This window comes from Oscillospiraceae bacterium (assembly GCA_025757985.1).
Classification (GTDB): Bacteria; Bacillota; Clostridia; order Oscillospirales; family Ruminococcaceae; genus Gemmiger.
In genome coordinates, this window is the sequence record CP107210.1 from 797,064 (window position 1) to 819,676 (window position 22,613).

The 22,613-nt window shown below is 58.3% G+C and carries 22 protein-coding genes and 1 tRNA gene; 5 read left to right on the top strand and 18 right to left on the bottom strand.

The features are described from left to right. Position 1 precedes the first annotated feature (1 nt). The 4 genes from OGM67_04035 to OGM67_04050 form a co-directional block, all read right to left on the bottom strand. The gene (locus tag OGM67_04035) at positions 2–763 is read right to left on the bottom strand and encodes an ABC transporter ATP-binding protein (GenBank protein UYJ35509.1); all 762 of its coding nucleotides are present in this window, start codon (positions 761–763) and stop codon (positions 2–4) included. Beyond that, positions 764–1,843 carry a branched-chain amino acid ABC transporter permease gene (locus tag OGM67_04040; protein UYJ35510.1) on the bottom strand — a complete coding sequence of 360 codons (1,080 nt, stop codon included), beginning with the start codon at positions 1,841–1,843 and terminating at the stop codon, positions 764–766. A 10-nt stretch (positions 1,844–1,853) separates the two neighbouring features. Then, positions 1,854–2,738 carry a branched-chain amino acid ABC transporter permease gene (locus OGM67_04045; protein UYJ35511.1) on the bottom strand — a complete coding sequence of 295 codons (885 nt, stop codon included), beginning with the start codon at positions 2,736–2,738 and terminating at the stop codon, positions 1,854–1,856. A gap of 250 nt (positions 2,739–2,988) precedes the next feature. Beyond that, a complete protein-coding gene (locus tag OGM67_04050) occupies positions 2,989–4,215 on the bottom strand; it encodes an ABC transporter substrate-binding protein (GenBank protein ID UYJ35512.1) in 1,227 nt (408 codons plus the stop codon). Between the two features lie 294 nt (positions 4,216–4,509). Here OGM67_04050 and OGM67_04055 point away from each other — a divergent pair, with 294 nt between their 5' ends. Continuing rightward, a complete protein-coding gene (locus OGM67_04055; protein ID UYJ35513.1) occupies positions 4,510–5,085 on the top strand; it encodes a xanthine phosphoribosyltransferase in 576 nt (191 codons plus the stop codon). 198 nt (positions 5,086–5,283) lie between these two features. Here the strand turns inward: OGM67_04055 and tsf are convergent, their stop codons facing one another. The 4 genes from tsf to OGM67_04075 all read right to left on the bottom strand — a co-directional run bounded on the left by tsf (position 5,284) and on the right by OGM67_04075 (position 8,109). Next, positions 5,284–6,201 carry a translation elongation factor Ts gene (gene tsf, locus OGM67_04060; GenBank protein UYJ35514.1) on the bottom strand — a complete coding sequence of 306 codons (918 nt, stop codon included), beginning with the start codon at positions 6,199–6,201 and terminating at the stop codon, positions 5,284–5,286. A gap of 36 nt (positions 6,202–6,237) precedes the next feature. After that, positions 6,238–6,957 (bottom strand): 30S ribosomal protein S2, encoded by a 720-nt coding sequence (gene rpsB / locus OGM67_04065; protein ID UYJ35515.1) that lies wholly within the window; start codon positions 6,955–6,957, stop codon positions 6,238–6,240. 254 nt (positions 6,958–7,211) lie between these two features. Further along, positions 7,212–7,287 (bottom strand) — tRNA-Ala (locus tag OGM67_04070). Positions 7,288–7,389: 102 nt separating this feature from the next. Continuing rightward, complete coding sequence (locus tag OGM67_04075; GenBank protein ID UYJ35516.1) at positions 7,390–8,109, bottom strand: Bax inhibitor-1/YccA family protein; 720 nt, start codon at positions 8,107–8,109, stop codon at positions 7,390–7,392. 93 nt (positions 8,110–8,202) lie between these two features. Here OGM67_04075 and hemW point away from each other — a divergent pair, with 93 nt between their 5' ends. Beyond that, positions 8,203–9,282 carry a radical SAM family heme chaperone HemW gene (hemW, locus tag OGM67_04080; GenBank protein UYJ35517.1) on the top strand — a complete coding sequence of 360 codons (1,080 nt, stop codon included), beginning with the start codon at positions 8,203–8,205 and terminating at the stop codon, positions 9,280–9,282. Positions 9,283–9,321: 39 nt separating this feature from the next. Here the strand turns inward: hemW and OGM67_04085 are convergent, their stop codons facing one another. The 3 genes from OGM67_04085 to OGM67_04095 are packed head-to-tail and all read right to left on the bottom strand — an operon-like array spanning position 9,322 to position 11,736. After that, entirely contained in the window at positions 9,322–9,885 is a 564-nt protein-coding gene (locus tag OGM67_04085; protein ID UYJ35518.1) for an ATP-binding cassette domain-containing protein, read from the bottom strand. Then, positions 9,882–10,700, bottom strand: a complete 819-nt coding sequence (locus tag OGM67_04090) for an ABC transporter permease subunit (protein UYJ35519.1) — start codon at positions 10,698–10,700, stop codon at positions 9,882–9,884. The genes OGM67_04085 and OGM67_04090 overlap by 4 nt, the downstream gene beginning before the upstream one ends. Beyond that, positions 10,690–11,736 carry an ABC transporter substrate-binding protein gene (locus tag OGM67_04095; GenBank protein ID UYJ35520.1) on the bottom strand — a complete coding sequence of 349 codons (1,047 nt, stop codon included), beginning with the start codon at positions 11,734–11,736 and terminating at the stop codon, positions 10,690–10,692. Before OGM67_04095 ends, OGM67_04090 begins: the two co-directional genes overlap by 11 nt. Before the next feature lie 111 nt (positions 11,737–11,847). Between OGM67_04095 and OGM67_04100 the strand changes: the two genes are divergently transcribed. From OGM67_04100 to OGM67_04110, 3 genes are read left to right on the top strand one after another with little or no spacing between them, the layout of a single operon-like run. Then, complete coding sequence (locus tag OGM67_04100) at positions 11,848–12,540, top strand: Crp/Fnr family transcriptional regulator (GenBank protein UYJ35521.1); 693 nt, start codon at positions 11,848–11,850, stop codon at positions 12,538–12,540. A gap of 40 nt (positions 12,541–12,580) precedes the next feature. Further along, complete coding sequence (locus OGM67_04105) at positions 12,581–13,567, top strand: glycosyltransferase family 2 protein (protein ID UYJ35522.1); 987 nt, start codon at positions 12,581–12,583, stop codon at positions 13,565–13,567. Next, entirely contained in the window at positions 13,564–14,142 is a 579-nt protein-coding gene (locus OGM67_04110; protein ID UYJ35523.1) for a flavin reductase family protein, read from the top strand. The genes OGM67_04105 and OGM67_04110 overlap by 4 nt, the downstream gene beginning before the upstream one ends. A gap of 154 nt (positions 14,143–14,296) precedes the next feature. Here OGM67_04110 and OGM67_04115 read toward each other — a convergent pair whose 3' ends face one another. The 7 genes from OGM67_04115 to OGM67_04145 all read right to left on the bottom strand — a co-directional run bounded on the left by OGM67_04115 (position 14,297) and on the right by OGM67_04145 (position 22,610). Next, a complete protein-coding gene (locus tag OGM67_04115) occupies positions 14,297–14,497 on the bottom strand; it encodes a hypothetical protein (GenBank protein ID UYJ35524.1) in 201 nt (66 codons plus the stop codon). A gap of 3 nt (positions 14,498–14,500) precedes the next feature. After that, complete coding sequence (locus OGM67_04120) at positions 14,501–15,484, bottom strand: beta-methylgalactoside transporter (protein UYJ35525.1); 984 nt, start codon at positions 15,482–15,484, stop codon at positions 14,501–14,503. 15 nt (positions 15,485–15,499) lie between these two features. Then, positions 15,500–17,008, bottom strand: a complete 1,509-nt coding sequence (locus OGM67_04125) for a sugar ABC transporter ATP-binding protein (GenBank protein ID UYJ35526.1) — start codon at positions 17,006–17,008, stop codon at positions 15,500–15,502. Positions 17,009–17,115: 107 nt separating this feature from the next. After that, positions 17,116–18,177: a galactose ABC transporter substrate-binding protein gene (locus OGM67_04130; GenBank protein ID UYJ35527.1), complete on the bottom strand. Its 1,062-nt coding sequence runs from the start codon at positions 18,175–18,177 to the stop codon at positions 17,116–17,118. Between the two features lie 509 nt (positions 18,178–18,686). Next, a complete protein-coding gene (locus OGM67_04135; protein ID UYJ35528.1) occupies positions 18,687–19,658 on the bottom strand; it encodes a substrate-binding domain-containing protein in 972 nt (323 codons plus the stop codon). Beyond that, positions 19,642–21,360, bottom strand: coding sequence for a sensor histidine kinase (locus tag OGM67_04140; protein UYJ35529.1), 1,719 nt, complete (start codon positions 21,358–21,360; stop codon positions 19,642–19,644). Before OGM67_04140 ends, OGM67_04135 begins: the two co-directional genes overlap by 17 nt. Then, positions 21,357–22,610, bottom strand: coding sequence for a response regulator (locus OGM67_04145; GenBank protein UYJ35530.1), 1,254 nt, complete (start codon positions 22,608–22,610; stop codon positions 21,357–21,359). Before OGM67_04145 ends, OGM67_04140 begins: the two co-directional genes overlap by 4 nt. Positions 22,611–22,613 lie beyond the last annotated feature (3 nt).

The window sequence follows — 22,613 nt, forward strand, 5'->3', positions numbered from 1 at the left end:
GTCAGTCACCTCCCAGATATGCCGCAATGACCTTCGGGTTGTTGCGGATGGCCTTGCCGTCACCGCGGGCGATCACACGGCCGTAATCCAGCACAGTGATCTCCTCGCAGATGCCCATGACAAAGTTCATATCATGCTCGATGAGCAGGATGGCAACGCCGAACTGGTCGCGCACGCTGTGGATGGTGTGCATCAGCTCCTCGGTCTCGTTGGGGTTCATGCCGGCGGCCGGCTCGTCCAGCAGCAGCAGCTTCGGGTTTGTGGCCAGTGCGCGGGCAATCTCCAGCTTGCGCTGCTTGCCGTAGGGCAGCTGGCTGGCCTTGTAATGTGCCTCCCTGTCAAGGTTAAAGATCTTGAGCAGCTTCATGGCCTCACGGTTCATCTCATGCTCTTTTTCCTTGTAGGCGGGCAGGCGCAGGATACCGGTCCACATACCGTATTTGATCTGGTTGTGCAAACCGACCTTGACATTGTCCAGCACCGTCATCTCATTGAACAGACGGATATTCTGGAAGGTGCGGGCAATGCCGGACTTGCTGATAAGCTCGGGGTTCTGGCCGGTGATGTCCTTGCCGTCCAGAATGATGTTGCCCTCAGTGGGCTTGTAAACGCCGGTCAGCATATTAAAGACCGTGGTTTTGCCCGCGCCGTTGGGGCCAATCAGGCCGTACAGGTGGCCCTTTTCAATCGAGAGGTCAAGCTGCGCAACGGCCTGCAGGCCGCCGAACGCAATACCCAGGTTACTGACTTCCAGCAGTGCCATTTACGCCACCCCCTTTTTCTCTTTTGCTGCTTTTGTGTCCGTGCCTTCCTTGCGGAAGCGCGCCGTCAGCCGCTTGCGCAGAGCGATCATCTGCGGACTCTGGTTAAAGATCATCACAACGATCAGCACGATTGCATAAATCAGCATCCGGTAATCGTTCATGCTGCGCAGCAGCTCCGGCAGAACCGTCAGCACTGTGGCCGCAATGACCGAGCCGCGCAGACTGCCGATGCCGCCCAGAACGACAAACACCAGAATCAGGATGGAGGTGTTGTAATCGAACTTTTTTGCGACCAGCGAGGAATAGTTCAGCGCGTACAAAACGCCCGCCACGCCTGCAAAGACAGCGGAAGTCACAAAGGCCATGAGCTTGTACTTCGTGATGGGGATGCCGACCGAGCGGGCGGCGATCTCATTGTCACGGATGGCCGTAATGGCACGGCCCGCGCGAGAGTTGACGAGATTGAGGATGACCAGCAGCGTGATGATGACCAGCACGATGCCGATGGTGAAGGTGGATGCCTTTTTGATGCCGGTAATGCCCATGGCGCCGTTGATAAGGACCTTGCCGTCCGCCTCAAGGTTCAGTGAGGCAGAATCCTTGAGTGAGAAGTGAAGCCCGCGGGAATCCAGACCAAGGTAGCAGGCGTTCATAACATTCTTGACGATCTCACCGAAGGCCAGCGTCACGATGGCCAGATAGTCGCCGGACAGACGCAGAACGGGGATGCCGACAAGGAAGCCGAACAAACCAGCCACCACACCGCCGACCACGAAGGCCAGCAGCATTGCCAGCGGCTGCGGTGCGGTTTCGTGCAGCACCACATAGACCAGCGTGCCGGAGAAGGCACCCACGCTCATGAAGCCCGCATGGCCGAGGCTCAGCTCACCAAGGATGCCGACAGTCAGGTTCAGCGAGACCGCCAGAATGACATAGGCACAGATGGGCACCAACTGGCCGGAGAAGGAGTTGGTCAGCAGCCCCACCCCGCCCAGAATCTGGATAAAGATATAAAATCCGACCACGATGCTCAGCGTGACGAGATTGCTCTTGGTGGACTTCTTCATATTTTTCAACATAGCTGCCACCTCAAACCTTCACATTGACTTTCTTGCCCAGCAGGCCGGTAGGCTTGACGATCAGCACCACGACCAGCACCAGAAAAACGATAGCATCGGACAGCTGGGTCGAGATATAGGCCTTGCTCAGGTTCTCGATGATACCCAGCAGGATGCCGCCCAGGAACGCGCCCGGGATCGAGCCGATGCCGCCGAAAACCGCCGCCACGAACGCCTTGATGCCGGGCATGGCACCTGTGGTGGGCTGCAGCGTCGGATAGGAGGAGCAGAGCAGCGCACCGGCCACAGCCGCCAGCGCAGAGCCGATGGCGAAGGTCAGCGAGATCGTTGCGTTGACATTGACGCCCATCAGTTGGGCCGCGCCGCGATCCTCGGACACGGCAAGCATGGCATGACCGGCGGGGGTGTTGTTGACGAACCAGATCAGCACCGCCATGATGACAACGCAGGCAATGATCGTCACGACCGTTTCAACCGAGATGGTCAGCTGCCCGTCAAAGAGGCTGATCGGCTTCAGACCAGAGACAACGGAGGTAAAGCTCTTGGGGTTGGAGGTCCATGCCAGCTGGGCCACCTGCTGCAGCAGATAGCTGACGCCGATTGCCGTGATCAGGACGGCCAGAGACGGAGCCTCGCGCAGGGGGCGGTAGGCGATGCGCTCCACCGTGACGCCGAGCAGCGTGCAGACCACCATCGACAGGACGATGGCCAGCACCGGGTTCATGCCTGCAGAGCCGAAGGCAAAAAAGACAACATAGCTGCCGATCATGATGACATCGCCGTGTGCGAAGTTCAACATCTTGGCAATGCCGTAGACCATGGTATAGCCCAGTGCAATCAATGCGTAGACACTGCCCAGACTGATGCCGTTGATCAGATAGGATAAAAACTGCATTGCGTAATACACCTCACTCTATTTTTCTCCCCTGCCGATTGTTGTTTGCCGCAAGCGCACAGGAAAATATGAGTTCATAGTAGCACAAATCCACCGCCAAAACAATGGCTTTTGTTGTGTTTCCTCAAGGAACAAATGTTTTTGCAGAAAATCCTTGATGCCGTAATAATAAAAAAGGGAAGCTGCCGAACCTTATGTCCGGCAGTCCCCCCTGGCAACGAAATAATCGGTTTACCTGTGCCGCAGCGGGTTACATAGCTGCGTAAGCGCCGTCCTTGATCACAACAGCCTTAGGAGCCTTGGAAACCGCACCGGAGGCATCCCAAGTCATGCCATCGCCGGTCAGACCGTCAAAGGTCATGCTGGTGAACTGAGCCTTGAGAGCATCGCAGACGTCAGAGGCATCCATGTCGCCGTTGATGCCGCCGGCAACCGCAGCCTGATAGATGGCGTAGACGACATCGTAAGCATCGGCAGCGAACTGGTTCGGGGTGTCACCGTAGGCCTCCTTGTAAGCGGAGACAAAGGCCTGCGTCTTTTCATCCTGTGCGTCTGCAGCGAACGGGGTCAGGAGCATCAGACCCTCGGCCAGAGAGGTGTCAAAGCCCTCAATGGTCAGGATGCCGTCCATACCGTCGCAGCCGAAGAAGACAGGCGCATAGCCGCTCTTGTTGGCGGCAATCAGGATCTGAGAAGCCTCCTGATAGTAGATGGGCAGGAATACGAGATCAGCACCGGCCTGCTGGCACTTGGCAACCTGCGTGGACAGGTCAGACTTGTTGTCAGCGGTGAAGGCCTCTGCGGCAACGATCTCCAGCCCCTTGGCATCGGCCTCGGCCTTGAACTTCTCATAAATACCGGAAGAATAGGCATCGGAGGAGTCATAGATGATGCCGACCTTGGTGCCGAGCTTGTTTTCTGCGATATAATCTGCGGAGGCAACGCCCTGGTTGGGGTCGGTAAAGCAGATCTGGAACACATTGTCGCCGCTCTCGATGACAGCGGGCGCAGAAGCGGAAGGCGTCATCATAAACAGGTTGTCATTGGCGGTCTCAGCGGCAACGGCAATGGACGGAGTGGTGGTGACAGGGCCGGCCAGAACCTGCAGGCCCCAGTCCTTCAGGGTGTTGTAGGCGTTGACGCTCTTCTCGGCGTCATGCTCATCGTCCTCGAACTTCCACTCAAAGACATCGCTGCCGTTGGCGGCGTTGATCTCCTTGACGGCCAGCTCCTCGGCGTTCTTAACGGCCTGACCGTAGATGGCGGCGCCGCCGGTAACAGGGCCAATGCCGCCGATCTTGATGGGGGTGCCGGTATAAGCGCCGGAGCCCTCACCTGCTGCCTCGGTGGTGGCGGCGGAAGAAGCAGCGGAGGCAGCGGAAGAATCTGCTGCGCTGTCGGTAGATGCGGTGGAGCCGCAGGCGGCCAGACTCATGACCATAGAGGCTGCGAGCACAGAGCTAACGAGTTTTTTCATATGTACATTCCCTCCTGATATGCAAGCGGCAGTAATGGGTTCGCACAACCCCTGCCGTTTCATTGACTAAATTATAATCTTTTGTTCACAAAAATGCAATAATGCAATTCAACAGTGTTCCGCTGTCAAATTCCCGCCTTTATGGGGGATTTTCACAAATTTGTATTACAAAATATTATCAACTTTACCTATTGACATTTTAGCGCAGCTTTTTTATGTAAAAGACTTGAAAAACACCGCAGAATTTGTCATAATAGAATGAAAATCGGATTTGTGAAAGGGGCATCAGCGCAGATGAAACTTCTGGAGGAGCGTATTATGGAGCAGGGACAGGTTCGTCCCGGCAATGTTCTCAAAGTCGACTGCTTTCTGAACCACCAGCTGGATGTTGAATTGCTGGATAAGATCGGTGAGGAGTTCTATCGCATTTTCAAAAACGACGGCATCAACAAGATCCTCACCATTGAGGCATCCGGCATTGCCATCGCCTGCATGACAGCCCGGCATTTCAATGTGCCGGTGGTCTTTGCCAAGAAGGCCAAGAGCAAGAACATCGACGGCGATGTTTACACTTCCACCGTACATTCTTATACCTACGGCCGTGATTACGATATCACCCTTGCCAAGAAGTTCCTCTCCCCTGCTGACAAGGTGCTGATTCTGGACGACTTTCTTGCCAACGGCAAGGCCATGAAGGGCTTGCTGGATGTCTGCGCCCAAGCGGGCGCCACCGTGGGCGGCATCGGCATCTGCATTGAGAAGGGCTTCCAGCCGGGTGGTGCCGAGCTGCGTGCCGCCGGTTACAAGCTGGCCAGCCTTGCGATCGTTGACAGCATGACCGATGATCAGCTGACCTTCCGCGAGCAGTAACTCGCTGCCTGTCCCTTTTTATTATGTATAAAAATCCCCGAACCGTTGCAATCACGGTCCGGGGATTTTTTATGCTTTACCCTTCACCAAATCAGGCAATATGGGCAGTGGTGAAGCATTTTGCCGCTTTTCCATGGCACTCGCCAATCAAAAAACCGCCCGCGCAAACGCGCAGGCGGCCGAAATTATGCGGTTAGATTAGCCCTTGATGGCAGCAGCAACTTCAGCAGCGAAGTCCTCGTTGCGCTTCTCCAGGCCCTCGCCCTTGGTGAAGTGGGTGAAGGAAGCGATCTTGATGTCGCCGCCCAGAGCCTTCGCGGTGTCGGCAACGTACTTCTTGACGTCCATGCCGCCGTCCTTGATGAAGGCCTGATCGACCAGGCAGGCTTCCTTGTAGAACTTGCCCAGCTTGCCGATGGCCATCTTCTCCTTGATAGCGTCGGGCTTGTTGGCAGTCTTGGGATCGTTGGCCATCTGAGCCAGAACGATCTCCTTCTCCTTGGCCAGAACGTCCTCGGGCACATCGGACTCGTTCAGGTAGCTGGGGTTAGCAGCAGCGACCTGCATGGCGATGTCCTTGCCGAAGGCAGCGAACTCGGGCTTGGCAGCGACGTCGTCAGAGGTCTCGAACTTGACGATGACGCCGTGGGTGCCGCCGCCATGGACATAGGCAGCGCAGTGGCCCTCATAGCGGGCAAAGCGGCGAACCTTGATGTTCTCCTTGATGACGAGGATCAGAGCCTTCAGGGCATCGTCAACCGTGCCGTCACCCATCTTGCAGGCCATCAGGGCCTCAACATCGGCGGGGTTCTCGTCAGCAACGACCTTGGCCAGGTTCTTGGTGAAGTCAACAAACTTGTCGTTCTTGGCGACGAAGTCGGTCTCGGCGTTGACCTCAACGACAACAGCGCAGTTGTCGAAGGAAACGGCATAGACCATGCCCTCGGCGGCGATGCGGCCAGCCTTCTTGTTGGCAGCAGCCAGACCCTGCTCGCGCAGGATCTCGATAGCCTTCTCGAAGTCGCCGTCAGCCTGAGTCAGTGCCTTCTTGCACTCCATCATGCCGCAGTCGGTCTGCTTACGCAGCTCCATAACGTCTTTTGCAGAAATAGCCATAGTGCTCAATGTCCTTTCTGAATTGTAGGGAGTAAATCAATCCTCTTTGGTCTCGGCGGCGGGAGCGTCCTGAACGCCCTGCTTGCCCTCCAGCACAGCGCTGGCCATGGCACCGGAGATCAGCTTGACAGCGCGGATAGCGTCGTCGTTGCCGGGGATGACGTAGTCGATCTCATCGGGATCGCAGTTGGTATCAACGATAGCAACAATGGGGATGTTCAGCTTGCGGGCCTCAGAAACAGCAATGCGCTCCTTGTGAGGATCAACGATGAACATGGCCTTCGGCAGGGCCTTCATGTTCTTGACGCCGCCCAGGTACTTGTCCAGCTTGGCCATCTCGAGCTCGAGCTTGACAACTTCCTTCTTGGGCAGCAGATCGAACGTGCCGTCCTCCTGCATGGTCTTGAGCTGCTCCATACGGTCGATGCGCTTACGGATGGTGCGGAAGTTGGTCATCATGCCGCCCAGCCAGCGAGCGTTGACATAGTGCATGCCGCAGCGGGTAGCCTCGTCACGGATGGACTCCTGAGCCTGCTTCTTGGTGCCGACGAACAGGATCTCGCCGCCCTGAGCAGCGGTGTCGCGGACGAAGTTGTAAGCCTCATCGAGCTTCTTCACGGTCTTCTGCAGGTCAATGATGTAGATACCATTGCGCTCGGTGAAGATGTACTTAGCCATCTTGGGGTTCCAGCGGCGGGTCTGGTGGCCGAAGTGGACACCGGCCTCGAGAAGCTGTTTCATAGATACGACTGCCATTGTTTGTTTCCTCCAAAAAATTTAGTTTTTACCCTCCGCACTGCGGGGTTTCTGTTTTCTAACCTTTTGGCGTCTTACCGCAAAAAAGGCACAAAAAAACAGCGCAATGCGTGTGTATTGCTTTAGTATAGTACCACACCCCGATACAAAATGCAAGAGGTTTTTGAAAATTTCTCCTGTAGGCGCGGTTTTCACCCACGCAAGCGGATATGTGCAACAAAAAAGACCCGGCAGAAATCTCTGTCGGGTCTTTGTGGTGGAGAATACCGGGATCGAACCGGTGACCTCTTGCATGCCATGCAAGCGCTCTCCCAGCTGAGCTAATCCCCCATGCTGGCCGCCGTCAGCGCTGTTCGCTCCTGACGACGGTTGTTATTATAGCAAAGCTGTCGTGGATTGTCAACAGGTTTTTGCAAAAAACTTTTGACTTTTTTAATCGTTGTTTCTGCGGCCCAGCATACGCAGGATATACAGGAAGATGTTGATGAAGTCCAGATAGAGATTCAGGGCGCCGATGATGGAGGCCTTATGCAGCATTGCCGCATCGCCGCCGAAATAAGAGTAGTAGTATTTGAGCATCTGGGTGTCATAGGCAGTCAGGCCCATGAAGATCAGCAGTCCCACCGCGCAGAGCACCAGATCCATGACGCCGAAGCTCATACCGAAGGCTGCGAACAGGCCGCCCACCAGAGAGCAGACGATCAGCGCGATCAGACCGCCCATCAGCTTGGGTCCCCAGCCGGTCAGATCACGGTTGGTGACATTGCCGTACACGGCCATGACGCCGAAATATACCGCGCCGACCAGAAACGCAAGGATCAGGCTGCCGTAGTCATACACCAGAAAAATTGCGCTCAGGTTCAGACCGTTCAGCACCGCATAGCCGAAGAAGATTCCCGTGGCCGTCGAGGGCTGCAGCTTCTGCACCCGGGCAGACAGCGTAAACACCAGCACCAACTCAGCAATGGAGGTCAGAATAAACAGACCGGAGTTGATGAGCGGATAAATCAGCCCCGTCATCACCGCGCCGATGCCGACCGCGAAGGTGACCAGCAGGCCCGCAAACATCCAGCCGAAGCTCTTGGACATAAACTCGGAAAGGGTCCCAAACGGGCTTTCCGCATAAGAAATAGTAGAATAATTGCGATTCATAGTTGCAATCTCCTTTCTTTATGATGTATTATACAGGTATTTTGATAGCAAATCATCACAGAATTGTGAAATCCATAATACAAAAGGTGCATTATGTCCAGAAACGAGCCGTTTGGCATTTACATTCATATTCCCTACTGCCGGTCAAAATGCCGATACTGTGATTTTTACTCAGCACCGGGGGCGCGCGGCGTGCCGCAGGCGTATGTAGACGCCCTGCTGCGGGAGCTTGCCAAAAACACCCGCCGGCCCGACACCCTGTACTTTGGCGGCGGCACCCCTGCATTGCTTTCCGCGGGGCAGGTCAGCACCCTGATACAGGCTGCTGACCCCCTGCCCGGTGCCGAGATCACGCTGGAGGCCAACCCCGATGTGGTGACACCCGAAACACTGGTTGGCTTTCGGCAGGCCGGGGTGAACCGCATCAGCTTCGGCGTGCAGAGCGCCGATGACGCACAGCTGCAGCGGCTGGGCCGCACCCACACAGCTGCCGGGGCCGCCCGGGCGCTGGCATGGGCGCAGGAGGCCGGTTTCCCCGATATTTGCGGGGACATCATGCTGGCGCTGCCGCAGTATACAAACGCCGAATTTGACCGCACACTGGCCTTGCTGCAGAACGGCGGCTGCACCCACATTTCCGCCTACCTATTAAAAGTAGAGCCGGGCACGGCATTTTACCGCAACCCGCCCGCCGGCCTGCCCGATGCCGATGCCGCCGCAGATTTTTACCTGTACGCCGTGCGGCAGCTGGAGGCCGCAGGCTATCATCAGTACGAGATCAGCAACTTTGCCCGCCCCGGGCACGAAGGGCGGCACAACCTGCTGTACTGGAACTGCGAGCCGTACCGCGGCATCGGCCCGGCAGCCCACAGCTGCGTGGATAATGTGCGGCGGTTCTGGCCCGGGGATGTGCAGGGGTTTATTGACGGCACGATCCATGAGGAAATCGAGGGTGACTGCACTGCCGAGGATTACCTTTTGATGCAGCTGCGGCTGACCCGCGGTCTGGATTTAGAAGAATATGCGCGGCGCGGCGGGCATTTCACCGCCGCGCAGCAGGCATTTATGCGCCAGTGCGTCACCCACGGCTACGCCGTGTGGGAGGGCAGCAGCTTCCGGCTGACCCCCGCCGGGATGGTCGTGCAGAACGCGATTCTGACAGAGTTGATATAAAAAACGCCCACGCGATATTTTTTCGCGTGGTCGTGCTTTTTATACTTCCTTTACCGGCCAGCCGAGCAGCTCGGCAGCAGCACGGTCATGGGTGACGAGAATCGTGGGGCGCGCCCCTGCCAACCGCTTTGTGGCGTTGACGGCATCGGCTACAAGCTCGGCGTCCATGCCGGTGAAGGGCTCGTCCAGCAGCAGCGTTTGTGCATCACGGCAGAGCAGCGCCCGCAGCAGCGCAGTGCGCCGTTTTTGCCCGCCGGAGAGCCGCGTCGCAGGCAGTGCCAGCTCCGCATCGGTAAAGCCGAGTGTGCGCAGCTCCCGCTCTGCCTCCTGCTGCGTCAGCCCATGGCCGGTCAGCACTAGATTGGCAGCAGCGGTCAGCTGCGGGCAGAGGCGGTCCTCCTGAAAGACGACAGCGGGCCTCTCAACGCCCGTGACAGTGCCGGAATCCGGTGCTTCCAGCCCCATCAGGATGCGCAGCAGCGTTGTTTTCCCGCAGCCGGAGCGTCCCATCAGCACTGCCGGGCCATCGACCGTCCATGTAAAATCCTGCAGAACAGGCGTATCGCCAAAGCGTTTGCAGAGGTTCCGTATCACAATGCTCATGCCTGTACCTCCCCGCAGAGGCGCATTTTTGCCGTGCGCAGCAGCCGGGCTGCCGCCGCAGACAGTGCCGCCGACAGCAGCACGATCACCAGCGTCCATGCGAACACGTCCGGCGTGGACAGCGTAATCTTGGCGCGGTAGAGCGCATCGCCGACCGAATGATCCGGCAGGCCGATGACCTCGGCAGAGACGCCGCTCTTCCAGCACATGCCCATTGCAGCGATGCAGCTTTCACAGAAGGACGGGAAAACGCCCGGCAGCCAGATATACCGCAGCCGCGCAGACAGCGGCAGGCGGTAGACCTGTGCCATCTCCAGCAGTTTCGTGTCTGTGTCGGCGATGCCGGCCAGCACCCCCGCATAGACCACCGGCAGCACATGGGTAAAGCTGACGATGACGGAAAGATTCGCACTGCGCACCCACAGCAGTGCCAGAATGACAAAGCTGGCCACCGGCATGGCGCGTATAAGCTGCATGGCAGGGTCAATGAATACCCGCACCCAATGCCAGCGTGCCCCTGCTGCACCGAGCAGCAAGCCGCCCGCTGCTGCCAGCAGAAAGCCCGCCAATATGCGCAGCGCACTGAACACGATGCGCTGCCAGAACGCGGCGGTAGGCGCCAGTGCTGCCAGCGCCCCCAGTGTCTGCAAGGGCGTGGCCAGAAAGAGCCCGCCATGCCCCAGACCCGCAGCGGCAAGCTGCCAAATTGCAACCCATGCGAGGATGGCGGCGGCTTTTTGCCATAACGGCGTCTGTAGGGGCGGATGCTTGCATCCGCCCGCACAGGGGGCATGCAAATGGAATTTAGTCGACATAGTAGAAGTCATCCGCCGGCAGGGTGCCTCCCACGCTGGCGGGGTCGGCGGCATACAGAACATTGAAGTAGGTCGCAAGGTCGTTCTTCATCTCGTCACCCGTTTCAAAGACGATGTTGCACTGCGGCAGCGCCTTCTGGGCCAGTGCAGCCTTGGCGACAACACCATACTGCTCGCAGAGGGCTGCCGTACCCTCGACATCGTTGTTGGCGGCCTCAACGCTGGCCTTATAGCCGTCCATGAAAGCGGCAAACGCTTCGGGGTCATTCTCGACAGCATCCTTACGGACGACCAGAACACCGGTAACGAGTTTGGAACCGGCAACCTTCTGCCATTCCTCGTTCATATCCAACGCAACGCGCAGACCCTCGACCTGAGACAGCGCACTGGTGACAAAGGGCTGGGGCAGCATGGCGATGGTCGCCTCACCCGCCTGCACCTTGCTCAGGGCCTCGGTGGCCTCACTGGTGTATTCCAGCGTGACATCCTTGTCGGGGTCGATGCCGTTCTCGCTCAGGACATAGCGCAGGACATACTCAGGGGTGGCACCCTTGCCGGTCGTGACAATGGTCTGCCCCTTGAGATCCCCGACCGAGTTGACGGTATCGCCGTTCTCGACAATGTAGAGCACGCCCAGCGTGTTGATGCAGGCAACCTCCACCGCGCCGTTCGTCTTGTTGTACAGCGTGGCGGCAAGGTTGGCAGGCACAGCGGCGGCATCCAGCTCCCCCTTGACCAGCAGCGGAACGATCTCATCGGCTGCACCGTACATCGTGAAATCATAGCTGGATGCGACTTCATCGCTCATCAGGTTGACAAGTCCCATCGTTGTGGGGCCTTTCAGGCCCGCGATGCGCAGGGCAGCTTCGGTCGCGGCGGCATCGGCGGTTTCCTCGGTTTCCGGTGCGGCCTCCACGGCAGATTCCACAGCGGATTCGGCAACAGACTCGCTCACAGCCGCTTCCGCACCGCAGCCTGCCAGAGCGGCACACATAGCAAACGCCGTCACAGCGGCGAAAACGCGTTTCAGTTTCATAAAAATCTTATCCTCCTTGTTGCTTTTGCGGCCTTACTATACTATAATACAAATGAATTGTCTGTTGCACCGGCAACAGGAAACCCTTTTGTAACCCACGCAAGGAGCCGTATGGACTACACACCCTACTATGAGATCATGCGCAGCACCAGCCTTTTGCGCGGCCTGTCCGATGCAGAACTGGACACGCTGATGACCTGCTTTGCCCCGCGGGTGCGCCGCTACGCCAAGGGCGAGCTGCTGCTGATGGCCGGGTACGAAACCCACGAGCTCGGCCTTGTGCTGGAGGGTGCCATCACGGCCAGCAAGCCGCTGGCTGACGGCGGCACGGTGGTTATCGCCCACATGGGGCCGGGCGGCGTATTTGCCGATGTACTGGCCGGCGGGCGCAGCCGCAGCCCCGTCAATGTCTCTGCCGCCGAGCGCTGCCTGATCCTATACCTGCCCTGTGAGGCGCTGCTGTGCCCCTGCGCAGCCCTGCACAGTGCGCATTTAAAGCTGCTGCAGAACTGGCTTGAAACCATCAGCGACAAATATTTTGCGCTGGACCGCCGGTTGGAGCTGATCTGCTGCAGGAGCCTGCGCGGGCGCATCTGCATGTGGTTGCTGGAGCAGCGCGAGCGCTGCGGGGCCGACACCTTTACCACCGCCATGAGCCGCACCGAGCTGGCCGCCTTTTTGAACTGCGACCGCAGCGCGCTCTCCCGCGAATTGAGCCGTATGCAGGAGGAGGGGCTGATCGAGCTGTTCCGTGGCAGCTTTAAGCTGGCTGACCCGGAGCGGCTGCGCGCCGCCTGCCCGTGACCCCGCTGCCTGCCACCATTATATTCTGAGGTTTTATGCTATGAATGACCGCACCTGTCCCATCCTGTATATCGTCATCCCCTGCTACAATGAGCAGGAGGTTCTGCCCATCACCGCGCCGATGTTCCTGCAAAAGCTCACCGATCTGACCACTGCAGGCAAGATCAGCCCTGACAGCCGGGTCCTGTTTGTAAATGACGGCTCCAAGGACCGCACATGGGAGATCATCAACGAGCTGGCCGCGCGCGATGCGCACTATGTCGGCATCTGCCAGAGCCGCAACCGCGGCCACCAGAACGCCGTGCTGGCCGGGCTGATGGAGGCCAAGAGCCGCTGCGACATCACCATCTCCATCGACTGTGACGGTCAGGACGACATCAACGCCATGGACGGCATGGTGGACGCCTACCGTGACGGCTGTGATGTTGTGTACGGTGTGCGCAGCAAACGGGACACCGACACCTTTTTCAAGCGCTTTACCGCCGAAAGCTTCTATAAGCTGCTGAACGCCATGGGGGCCGAGGTCGTATTCAACCATGCGGACTATCGCCTGCTGAGCAGCCGCGTGCTGGAGGAGTTTGCCAAGTTCCGGGAGGTCAACCTGTTTTTGCGCGGCATGGTGCCGCTGGTCGGCTTTAAATCCACCTGCGTGACCTACGAACGCCACGAGCGCATTGCAGGCGAAAGCCACTATCCGCTCTCCAAAATGCTGGCATTGGCCTTTGATGGCATCACCAGCCTGTCCACAAAGCCGATCCGCTTCATTACAGGCTTCGGCGTTTTTGTGGCATTGGTCAGCTTCATCGGCGTGCTGTGGGCTGTCATCGAGGCCGCGCTGGGGCTTACCGTCTCCGGCTGGGCGTCTATGACCAGCATCATCTGCTTTGTATCGGGCGTACAGCTTATCTGTCTGGGTGTCATCGGGGAGTATATCGGCAAGATCTATCTGGAAACAAAGCATCGCCCGCGCTACATCATCAGCGAAGCAACGCCGAATTTCGGCGAGATCAAGGAGGACGCACAATGAGCCGTCAGGTATGGAAGGGGTCTACCCTGCTGAACCCGGAGCCGCCGGTGCTGGTCAGCTGCGGCAGCCCCGAAAAGCCGAACTTGATCACCGTGGGCTGGACAGGCACAATCTGCACCCAGCCGCCCATGCTGTCCATCAGCGTGCGGCCCGAGCGGTACAGCCACCATTTAATTAAGGAGAGCGGCGAGTTCGTTGTGAACCTGCCCACCGAGAGTCTTGTCCGGGCCATCGACTGGTGCGGCGTCAAGAGCGGCCGCGATGTGGATAAGTTCGCCGCCATGCACCTTACCGCTGCGCCTGCCGCCAAGGTCGGCACCGTGCTTGTCGAGGAAAGCCCCGTAAACCTTGAGTGCAAGGTCACACAGGTCATTCCGCTGGGCAGCCACGACCTGTTTTTGGCCGAATGTGTGGCCGTGGATGTCGATGAGCGGCTGCTTGATGAGAGCGGCAAACTCTGCCTGAACAAGGCGAAGCTCATTGTGTACAGCCACGGCGATTATCTGGCGCTGGGCCGCAAGCTGGGCAGCTTTGGGTACAGTGTGCGAAAGAAGAAAAAGGCGATCAAAAAATAATAGGGGCAAATTCCATATCCGCCTCTCGGCTAGAAGGCCGCCGCGCTGTAAAGGCAAGGTTGTGGGCCGCACATGTGCGGCCCCTACAACTCTGCTAAAGCACAAACAAAAGCACCGTTCACAGAGATTTTTCTCCGTGAACGGTGCTTCTTTTTTACAGTATCCCCTTACTCTTGAGAATGCCGACCAGCACTACGATGACCAGAGCAGCAACACAGACGCCGATAAAGATGTCGATGTATTTCAGCGGAACCTTGCGGAAATTCTCGTAGAAATTTTCAAAGGCATTCAGCTGGCTGCGGTCGGGGCGGTCGGGTTTCTTTTCGGTCTCGGGAGTAGTCTTTTCTTCGCCCATAGGTTACTTCTTTGCCAGATACTTGCGCAGGTCAAGGGCAACGGCGATGACGATGACAAGGCCCTGTGCAATGTAGGTGTAGGCGGGGTCAACGCCGAGGAACTGCAGGCAGATCTTCAAGACTTCAAAGACCAGAACACCGACCAGAACGCCGGAGACCTTGCCGACGCCGCCGTTGGTGGAAACGCCGCCGATGGTGCAGGCTGCGATAGCTTCCAGCTCATAGCCGTTGCCGGTGTTGGTGGAAGCGCCGCCGGCCTTTGCGCCGACGAGGAAGCCGCCGAGAGCATACATGCAGGAGGCCAGGATGTAGATGCGGATCAGGGACGCGGTGACGTTGACACCGGCAACCTGAGCGGCGTTTTCGTTGCCGCCGATGGCGTACATGTACTTGCCGTGACGGGTCTTATTGTAGAGGAACCAGAAGTAGAGGCCGACGATCAGCGCAAAGATGGCCAGGAACGGGATGGGGCCCAGCGTGCCGCTGGCAACGGTCAGGTAGCTCTGCTTGTAACCGCCCATGGGCTGGTTGTTGGTGATGACGGAGCACAGGCCGTAGACGATGGTCTGCATGCCCAGCGTAGCGATGAAAGGAGGAACCTTCAGGAATGCGATAATGCAGCCGTTGATGGCACCGAAGCAGGCCATGATCGCCATGACGATCAGCAGGGCCACGGGCCACGGAATATCGGGCAGCCAGGGCAGCATGCGGGCAGAGTAGTCAACGCTCTGCAGCAGCATGGCGGAGAAGCAGGCGGCCAAGCCGACCTGACGGCCGGCGGACAGGTCAGTGCCCTTGGTAATCAGGCATCCCGAAACGCCGCAGGCGATGATGAAACGCGGGGCGACGTTCAGCAGCAAGTTTTTGCCGTTTTTCTCGGTAAAGAAGTTCTGGGTCGTGCAGCCGACGAAGAGGGCCAGCAAAATGATCAGAATAATGATCGCGTTATTGGACAGGAATTTTTTAAAGTCGAATTTTTTCTCCATTTTCGGATCTCCTCCTTATTCAAACTGGGTAGCCAGCGTCATGATGTTCTCCTGATTCGCCTTATCACCGTCGATAAAGCCGGTGCAGCGGCCATCGCACATGACCATGATGCGGTCAGACATGCCGATCAGCTCGCTCATTTCGGAGGAGATCATGATGATGCTCTTGCCCTGTTTGGCCATCTCGGCGATGATGCAGTAAATTTCATACTTTGCACCGACGTCGATGCCGCGGGTCGGCTCGTCCATGATGAAAACATCGGGGTCGTTGGCCAGCCAGCGGGCAATCAGCACCTTCTGCTGGTTACCGCCGGACAGCGATTGAATCTGCGTTTTGGAGGACGGCGTCTTGATGGACAGCTTGGCGACATTATCCTGCACGAGCTTTTCGATTTTGTTGTCGTCCAGCATGATGCCGCCGATCAGATACTTGTTCAGCGATGCAATGGAGACGTTATCCGCAATGGAAAGCACACCCAGAATACCGGTGGCGCGGCGGTCCTCGGTCAGCATGGCGATGCCGTTTTTGATGGCGTCCTGCGGCTGGTTGATGGTCAGTTCCTTGCCCTTATAGGTGATAGTGCCCGACGTGTGGCAGCGCAGACCGAACAATCCTTCCATCAATTCGGTGCGCTGGGCGCCGACCAGACCGGCCACGCCGAGGATCTCGCCCTTGCGGACATTGAAGTTGACATGGCGGAAGCTCTTGGGATTGATAGAGGTAAAATCCTTGACCTCAAAGACGACCTCACCGGGCGTGTTGCTGCGCGGCGGGTAGAGGTTCGACAGCTCACGGCCGACCATCTTGGTGATGATCATATCGGTGGTCAGCTCCTTGGCCTCCCAGGTGCCGATGTACTGGCCGTCACGCATGATCGTGACTTCGTCGCTGATGCGAAGAATTTCGTCCATCTTGTGGCTGATGTAAACGATGGAGACGCCCTTGGCGCGCAGCTCGTCCACGATGGTGAACAACGCCTCGACCTCGGCCGCCGTCAGCGAGGAGGTCGGCTCGTCGAGGATCAGTACCTTGCAGTCTGCCGAGACGGCTTTCGCAATTTCGACCAACTGCATCTGGGAGACGCTCAAGGTTCCGAGCTTTGCGTGCGGATCATAATTCAGATGGACTTCCTTCAGGACCTTGGCCGCATCCTCGTACATCTTGTCGTGGTCGATAACGGTGACGGGTCCGTATTTCTTGGTTGGGTAGCGCCCGACGTAGATATTCTCGCCGATGGAACGCTCCGGGATGGGCTGCAATTCCTGATGCACCATCGCAATGCCGCGGTTCAGTGCATCCAGAGGTCCCTTGATCTGGACCTCCTGTCCCTCATAAATGACCTTGCCTTCGTCCATGTGGTAGATACCAAACATGCACTTCATCAAGGTAGACTTGCCCGCGCCGTTCTCTCCCATCAGCGCATGGACGGTGCCGGGTTTCAATTTCAGCTGTGCGTGATTCAGTGCCTTGACGCCGGGGAACGTCTTGACGACATCACACATCTCCAAGCGGTACTCTGACAATTCGCTGGCCCCCTTTAATCTTTTGTAACCTTTTCATGAAAAAAGGGTGCGTGCGCCTGCGCACACGCACCCCGATTGTTCTGGTTTAAGCTGTGGCTTTCGTCAAATTACTGGAAGTCCTTGACGTTGTCAGGGGTAACCTTGACGTAGTCAACATAGACGCTCTGGCTGCCAGCCTCGAAGGTCTTGCCGCCCAGCAGCTCCTCCATGGAAGCAACAGCCTGCGTAGCCTGGCCCTTAGCATCGTTCAGAACAGTGCCGGTCATGTTGCCGTTGGCAACTTCGTTCTTAGCAGCGTCCAGAGCGTCAACACCAACGAGGTAGATGTCCTTGTTGACGGTACGGCCGGCAGCCTGAATAGCCTGCAGAGCGCCGATAGCCATATCATCGTTGTTGCAGAAGACAACCTCGATCTGGTCGCCGAACTTGGCGAGGTCGTTCTGGCAGATTTCCTGGCCCTTGTTACGGTCCCAGTCACCGCGCTGCAGGTCGAGCTGCTCGACCTCAACGCCGGCATCGGTCAGAGCCTTGACGGAGTACTCGGTACGCAGCTGAGCATCGATATTCTCGGGGTCGCCCTGAATCATGATGTAGGAAACCTTGCCGTCGCCGTTGATATCGCCCTTGTTCTCAGTGTCGAGGATCAGCTCGCCCTGGAAGGTGCCGGACTGAGCAGCGTCGCAGCCAACATAGACCAGCTTGTCGTAAGCGGACATCTGATCGGCGGTGGGCTCACGGTTGATCAGGACAGTGGGAACATCGGCACCCTTGACGGTGGAGATGATCTGGTCGGCAGCGGAGGTCATAACGGGGTTGATGATCAGCGCATCGACACCCTGCGTGATGAAGGTGTTGATCTGCTCGTTCTGCTTGGCCTGGTCGTTGTTGCCGTCAACGATGGTGACCTCGTAGCCCTTGCCCTCGAGGATCTCCTGCAGAGCATTACGGTAGGTGGTCATGAAAGCATCGTCGAACTTGTAGATGCAGACGCCGACCTTACCGCCCTGAGTGGCCTCGGTAACGCTCTCAGCTGCGCTCTCGGCAGCAGAGGTAGCGGCGGACTCAGTAGAGGCAGCCTCGCTGGAAGCGGGGGCGGAAGCGGAGCCGCCGCAAGCGGCGAGGGATACGGCCATGCAGCCAGCAACGGCCAGAGCAGCAAACTTTTTCATGATAAGTTTCTCCTTCTTTTTGCAGTGGATTTTTTCGGGCCGCGGTAGAGGTGCGTGCCCTGTTGACAGTTATTATAATACTCGGGTGCAGGGCAAAAAACAAGGTGAAATTTCACCGACAAAAGGGGGAAATTTTCACCGTTTAGGGCACTTTTCCCAATCCGAACCTGCCTTTTTTGTGCAGAAGGCCCACAAAAAATGACAAAACGGTTCCTGTTGTTTTTATTTTGTAAGATTTTTGCAAACAAAAACCTCCCTCTGGGAGGGAGGTCAGGTTGTCAAAGAATCACATCCTCGGCCTGTTAAATGTGTAGGGGCGACCATTGGTCGCCCGCCAACTTGGCACAGTAACGCGCTTTCCGGGGAGTTTTTCACAGACAAACGGGCACGGGCGAGCAATGCTCGCCCCTACAAGAGTTGTTTGACACCCTTCCCTCCCTCTGGGAGGGAGATGTGCCGTAGGGGCGGATTCCATATCCGCCCGCAAAGAGGCCAAGCCTCTACAAATTTCACCCGAACGGGAACAGCGCCTTTTGCTTATCTATGGCAAACATATTATCCCGGGTAATGACCCGGACGGCAGTAATGTTGGATTTTTCCACACTGCTGCCCTGCCCTGCCAGCAGCCTGTAGGCGCTCTCCACACCGAAATAGCCCATACTGTAGGTGTTCTGCACGATCAGGGCGTCCACTGCGCCGCTTTGCAGCGCATCGATCGTCTGCACATTGGAGTCAAACGCCACCAGCCAAAGGTCATCGACCCGCCCCATTTCCTGCACAGCCTGCACGGCCCCCACGGCGGTGGCCTCGTTGAAGGCCACCAGCACATTGATCTCGGGGTGCTGCTGCAGCATCCGCAGGGCATCGCTGTGCGCACTGGCTGCATTCGGATGGGTCTGCATCGAGGTAACGACCTCGGCGCGGCCGCTGTCCGCAAAGGTGTCGCGGGCGCCCTGCTCCCGGTCGCGGCCGTTGGCGCCGTTGACCTCATAGTTGATCAGCCCCACACAGAGCTTTCCCTCCGTGCCCTCCAGTGCGCTGCGGGCCGCCAGCCGCCCGGCACCGTAGTTGTCGGATCCGATGTAGGCCGCTACCTGATCGGAATGTACGGCCGAGTCGATCCCTACGATCGTCACGCCCGCTGCGGCGGCCGCATCAATGGCCTCGGCGTTGGCCTCGTAGTCGATGGCAGAAAACACGATGGCCTGCGCCCCGTCCTCGACCGCCTTTTCGATCAGCTGATTCTGGGCGTCATAATTTTCCTCATTATCGGGGGCAAGGACGGTGAGCTGCATGTTGTACTCGGTCGCGGCGGCCTCGGCCCCGGACAGCACCGCCTTCCAGAATTCCGACTCGCGGGATTTGGCAACGACCGTCACCCTGTACCGCGCGGTGGTGGCCGCCGCAGACTGCACATTGCAGCCTGCCAGCAGCAGCACCGCCAGAACGGCGGGCAGCAGCATTTTAATGCGTTTTATCATACTCGCCCTCCCTGTCCTCCGGCACGCGCGGGGTGCGGATGGTAACGGTCGTGCCCGCATAGGGGGCGCTTTCGATGGACAGCCCGTAGCCGGGGCCGAAGTAGATGCGCAGCCGGTCATTGACATTCTTGATGCCGATGCCGGTGCGGTCGCTCGGCTCATTCTGCAAAAGCGCCGCGACCTGCTCTGGCTCCATGCCGATGCCGTCATCGCTGACGATCAGCAGAATGTCGTCCCCGTCCGGCCTGACCGTGATCTCGATATGACCATCGTCCACCATCAGATCCAGCCCATGGACGATGGCGTTTTCAATGATAGGCTGCAGGGTGATCTTGTTGCACAGGCAGTGTACGCAGTCCTCATCCACCGTGAAATGATAGGTAAACTGGTTTTTGTAGCGGTATTTCTGGATCTGCAGGTAGGCCTCGGCGTGCTGCAGCTCCTTCTCGATCGGGATCAGCTCATGGCCGCGGCTGATGCTGATGCGGAAAAGCCTTGCCAGCGCATGGACCATCTGCACAGCGTCAGCATTTTTGCCGCGCTCGCACATCCATGCGATGGAATCCAGCGTATTGTAGAGGAAATGCGGGTTGATCTGTGCCTGCAGCGCCTTCAGCTCGGTCTTGCGCAGGACGATCTCCTCCTCGCGCACGGTGGTCATCAGCCGCTGGATACGTCCGACCATGTGGCCGAAGGAATCCGAAAGATTCTGCACCTCCCGCGTGCCGCGCACCGCGCAAAAGACAAAGTGGTCTGCGTCCTGCTCAAACGCCTCCATTGCGTTCTCCAGCTGCTGGAGCGGGCGGGACAGCAGACGGGACAGCACCCAGCCCACCACCAGCGCCGCCACAAAGATCAGCGCTGCCGTTGCCACGGCGATGCGCACCATCTGCCAGAAGCTTTCGTTGACGGTTTCATCAATGTAGCTGACGCCGACAACGCGCCATGGGCTGTTCGGCACGCGCTGGACACTGTAGATGACGGTATCCTCCACATAGGTGCCGTCACCAAGGCAGGCCAGACGGCCGGCCTCCTCCTTTTTCAAGCCCGCATAGAGAAGCTGCTGCTGCGGGTGGTAGACCATATTGCCGCGCTCATCCATCAGGTAGCAGTAGCCGTGCTGGCCGATGCCGACATTGCTGATGGTGGCGGCCAGCTCGGTAAAACTCAGGTCCAGCGACAGCCAGCGCTTTTCGGCGGTGCCGGGCACTGTGCGGACAACGGAAACGACCCATGGATAATACCCCGCAAAGATCGACTCAACATGGGGCGTACTGATATAGCCCTGACTCAGACGGCGGGCGGTCGTCAGATCAAACGAAAGGTTGCGCAGGATTGCCTCCTTCGGGGTGCGGCCGTCCTGCGCCCAGCAGTTCAGCAGCGCGCCGTCCGCATCGTAGGCGGTGATGGCGGCCACCTCGGGCCGGGCCGTCAGGAACGCGCCCAGAAACGCATCCCGGGGCTCCTCGGCATCGTCCAGATGCCCCATAACGATGGTGACTGCGCTCTCCATCGTGTTTACATAATTGCCGACTGCCCCCACGACCTGACTGACGGCCTGAGCGCTGTTGGTGCGGGCAGCCTCGACAATCGCATTGCGGTAGCTGCGCAGAAAGAGCGTTGTGCAGAGCGTCAGCACCATGACAGCCACAGCGGAGATCAGCGCTGCCGCCAGATGGGCGGTGCGCGGCGGGCGCATCATGTGCGGGCCTCCCCTGCAGCGCGGGCGCGGCGTAATGCCACCGGCGATGTACCGCTGTACTTTTTAAAGCAATAGCTGAAATAGTGCTGGTCGGTATAGCCGCAGCAGCGGGCGATCTCCTGAATCTGCATGTCGGTGGTCAGCAGCAGTGCCTGCGCCTTCTCCATGCGGCGGCGCACCAGAATGTTGATGAAGGTCTCCCCCTCCGACTTTTTGATGCAGGCGCTCAGGTGGTTGGGGCTGACATCCAGCATGGCGGAGAGGGATGCAAGCGAGAGATCCTCGTCCATATAATGCTGGTCGATGATCTCCAGTGCACGGTCGCAAAGGCTGCCGGTCTTGCGGGCGTCCGCCGTAAAGCTGACGCCGCCCTCCCCCTCGGCGGCGGTGTGCAGTGCCTCCACAGCCTGACGGTAGGCATCGTTCAGCTCACTAAGGCGTGCAAACTCCCGGCTGACACCCACATTGGCCGTGCGGCCCAGCGCGCGGTCTGCCAGCTGGCAGATCTCATCCGCCAGAATGTGCAGATACTCCTCAAAGTCGGAGGGGTTGCCCAGCAGCACCGCCACCGCGCGGCCGCAGCAGTAAAAGACAAAATGGCGCAGGTACTTGTTTGCACTCTGCTCCACCAGCTGGGTAAAGCCCGCCTCGTAGTCAGCCGCCCCCTCCAGCGAGGCCGCCAGCACCACCAGCGTGCTGCGGTCATCGGTGCCGCGTAGCAGGCCGCAGGCTGCGGCGGAGGTGCGCAGCCGTTCCTCCAGATCAGCAGGGGCATTGTCGTACTGTGCGAGCACCAGCGGGATGAGAAATGCCGCCCGGTCCGCGTGCGATGCATCGGCCCGGCGCAGCCCGGCATAGCGGGCATCGATCTTCTCATGGATGGACTTCAGCTCGGCGGCCAGACCGTCCATCGTCAGCGGCTTGAGCATGTAGCTGATGATATTGTACTGAATGGCCTGTTTGGCGTACTCAAAGTCATCATAGCCGCTCAAAAAGGCAATGTGCATGGCAGGGCGGATCTCGCGCACCTGTCGGGCCAGCTCAATGCCCGAGATGAAGGGCATCCGAATGTCAGTCAGCAGCAGATCCGGCTCGAGCCGCTCGACAAGCTCAAGCGCATCCAGCCCGTTGCTGGCGCTGCCCACCAGATGGAAGCCCAGCGCCTCCCAGGGGATCATGGTGCAGACGGCCTCGCGCAGCTCGTCCTCATCATCGGCCACGATGACGGTGTAGATGTTTTTATCAGCCATACT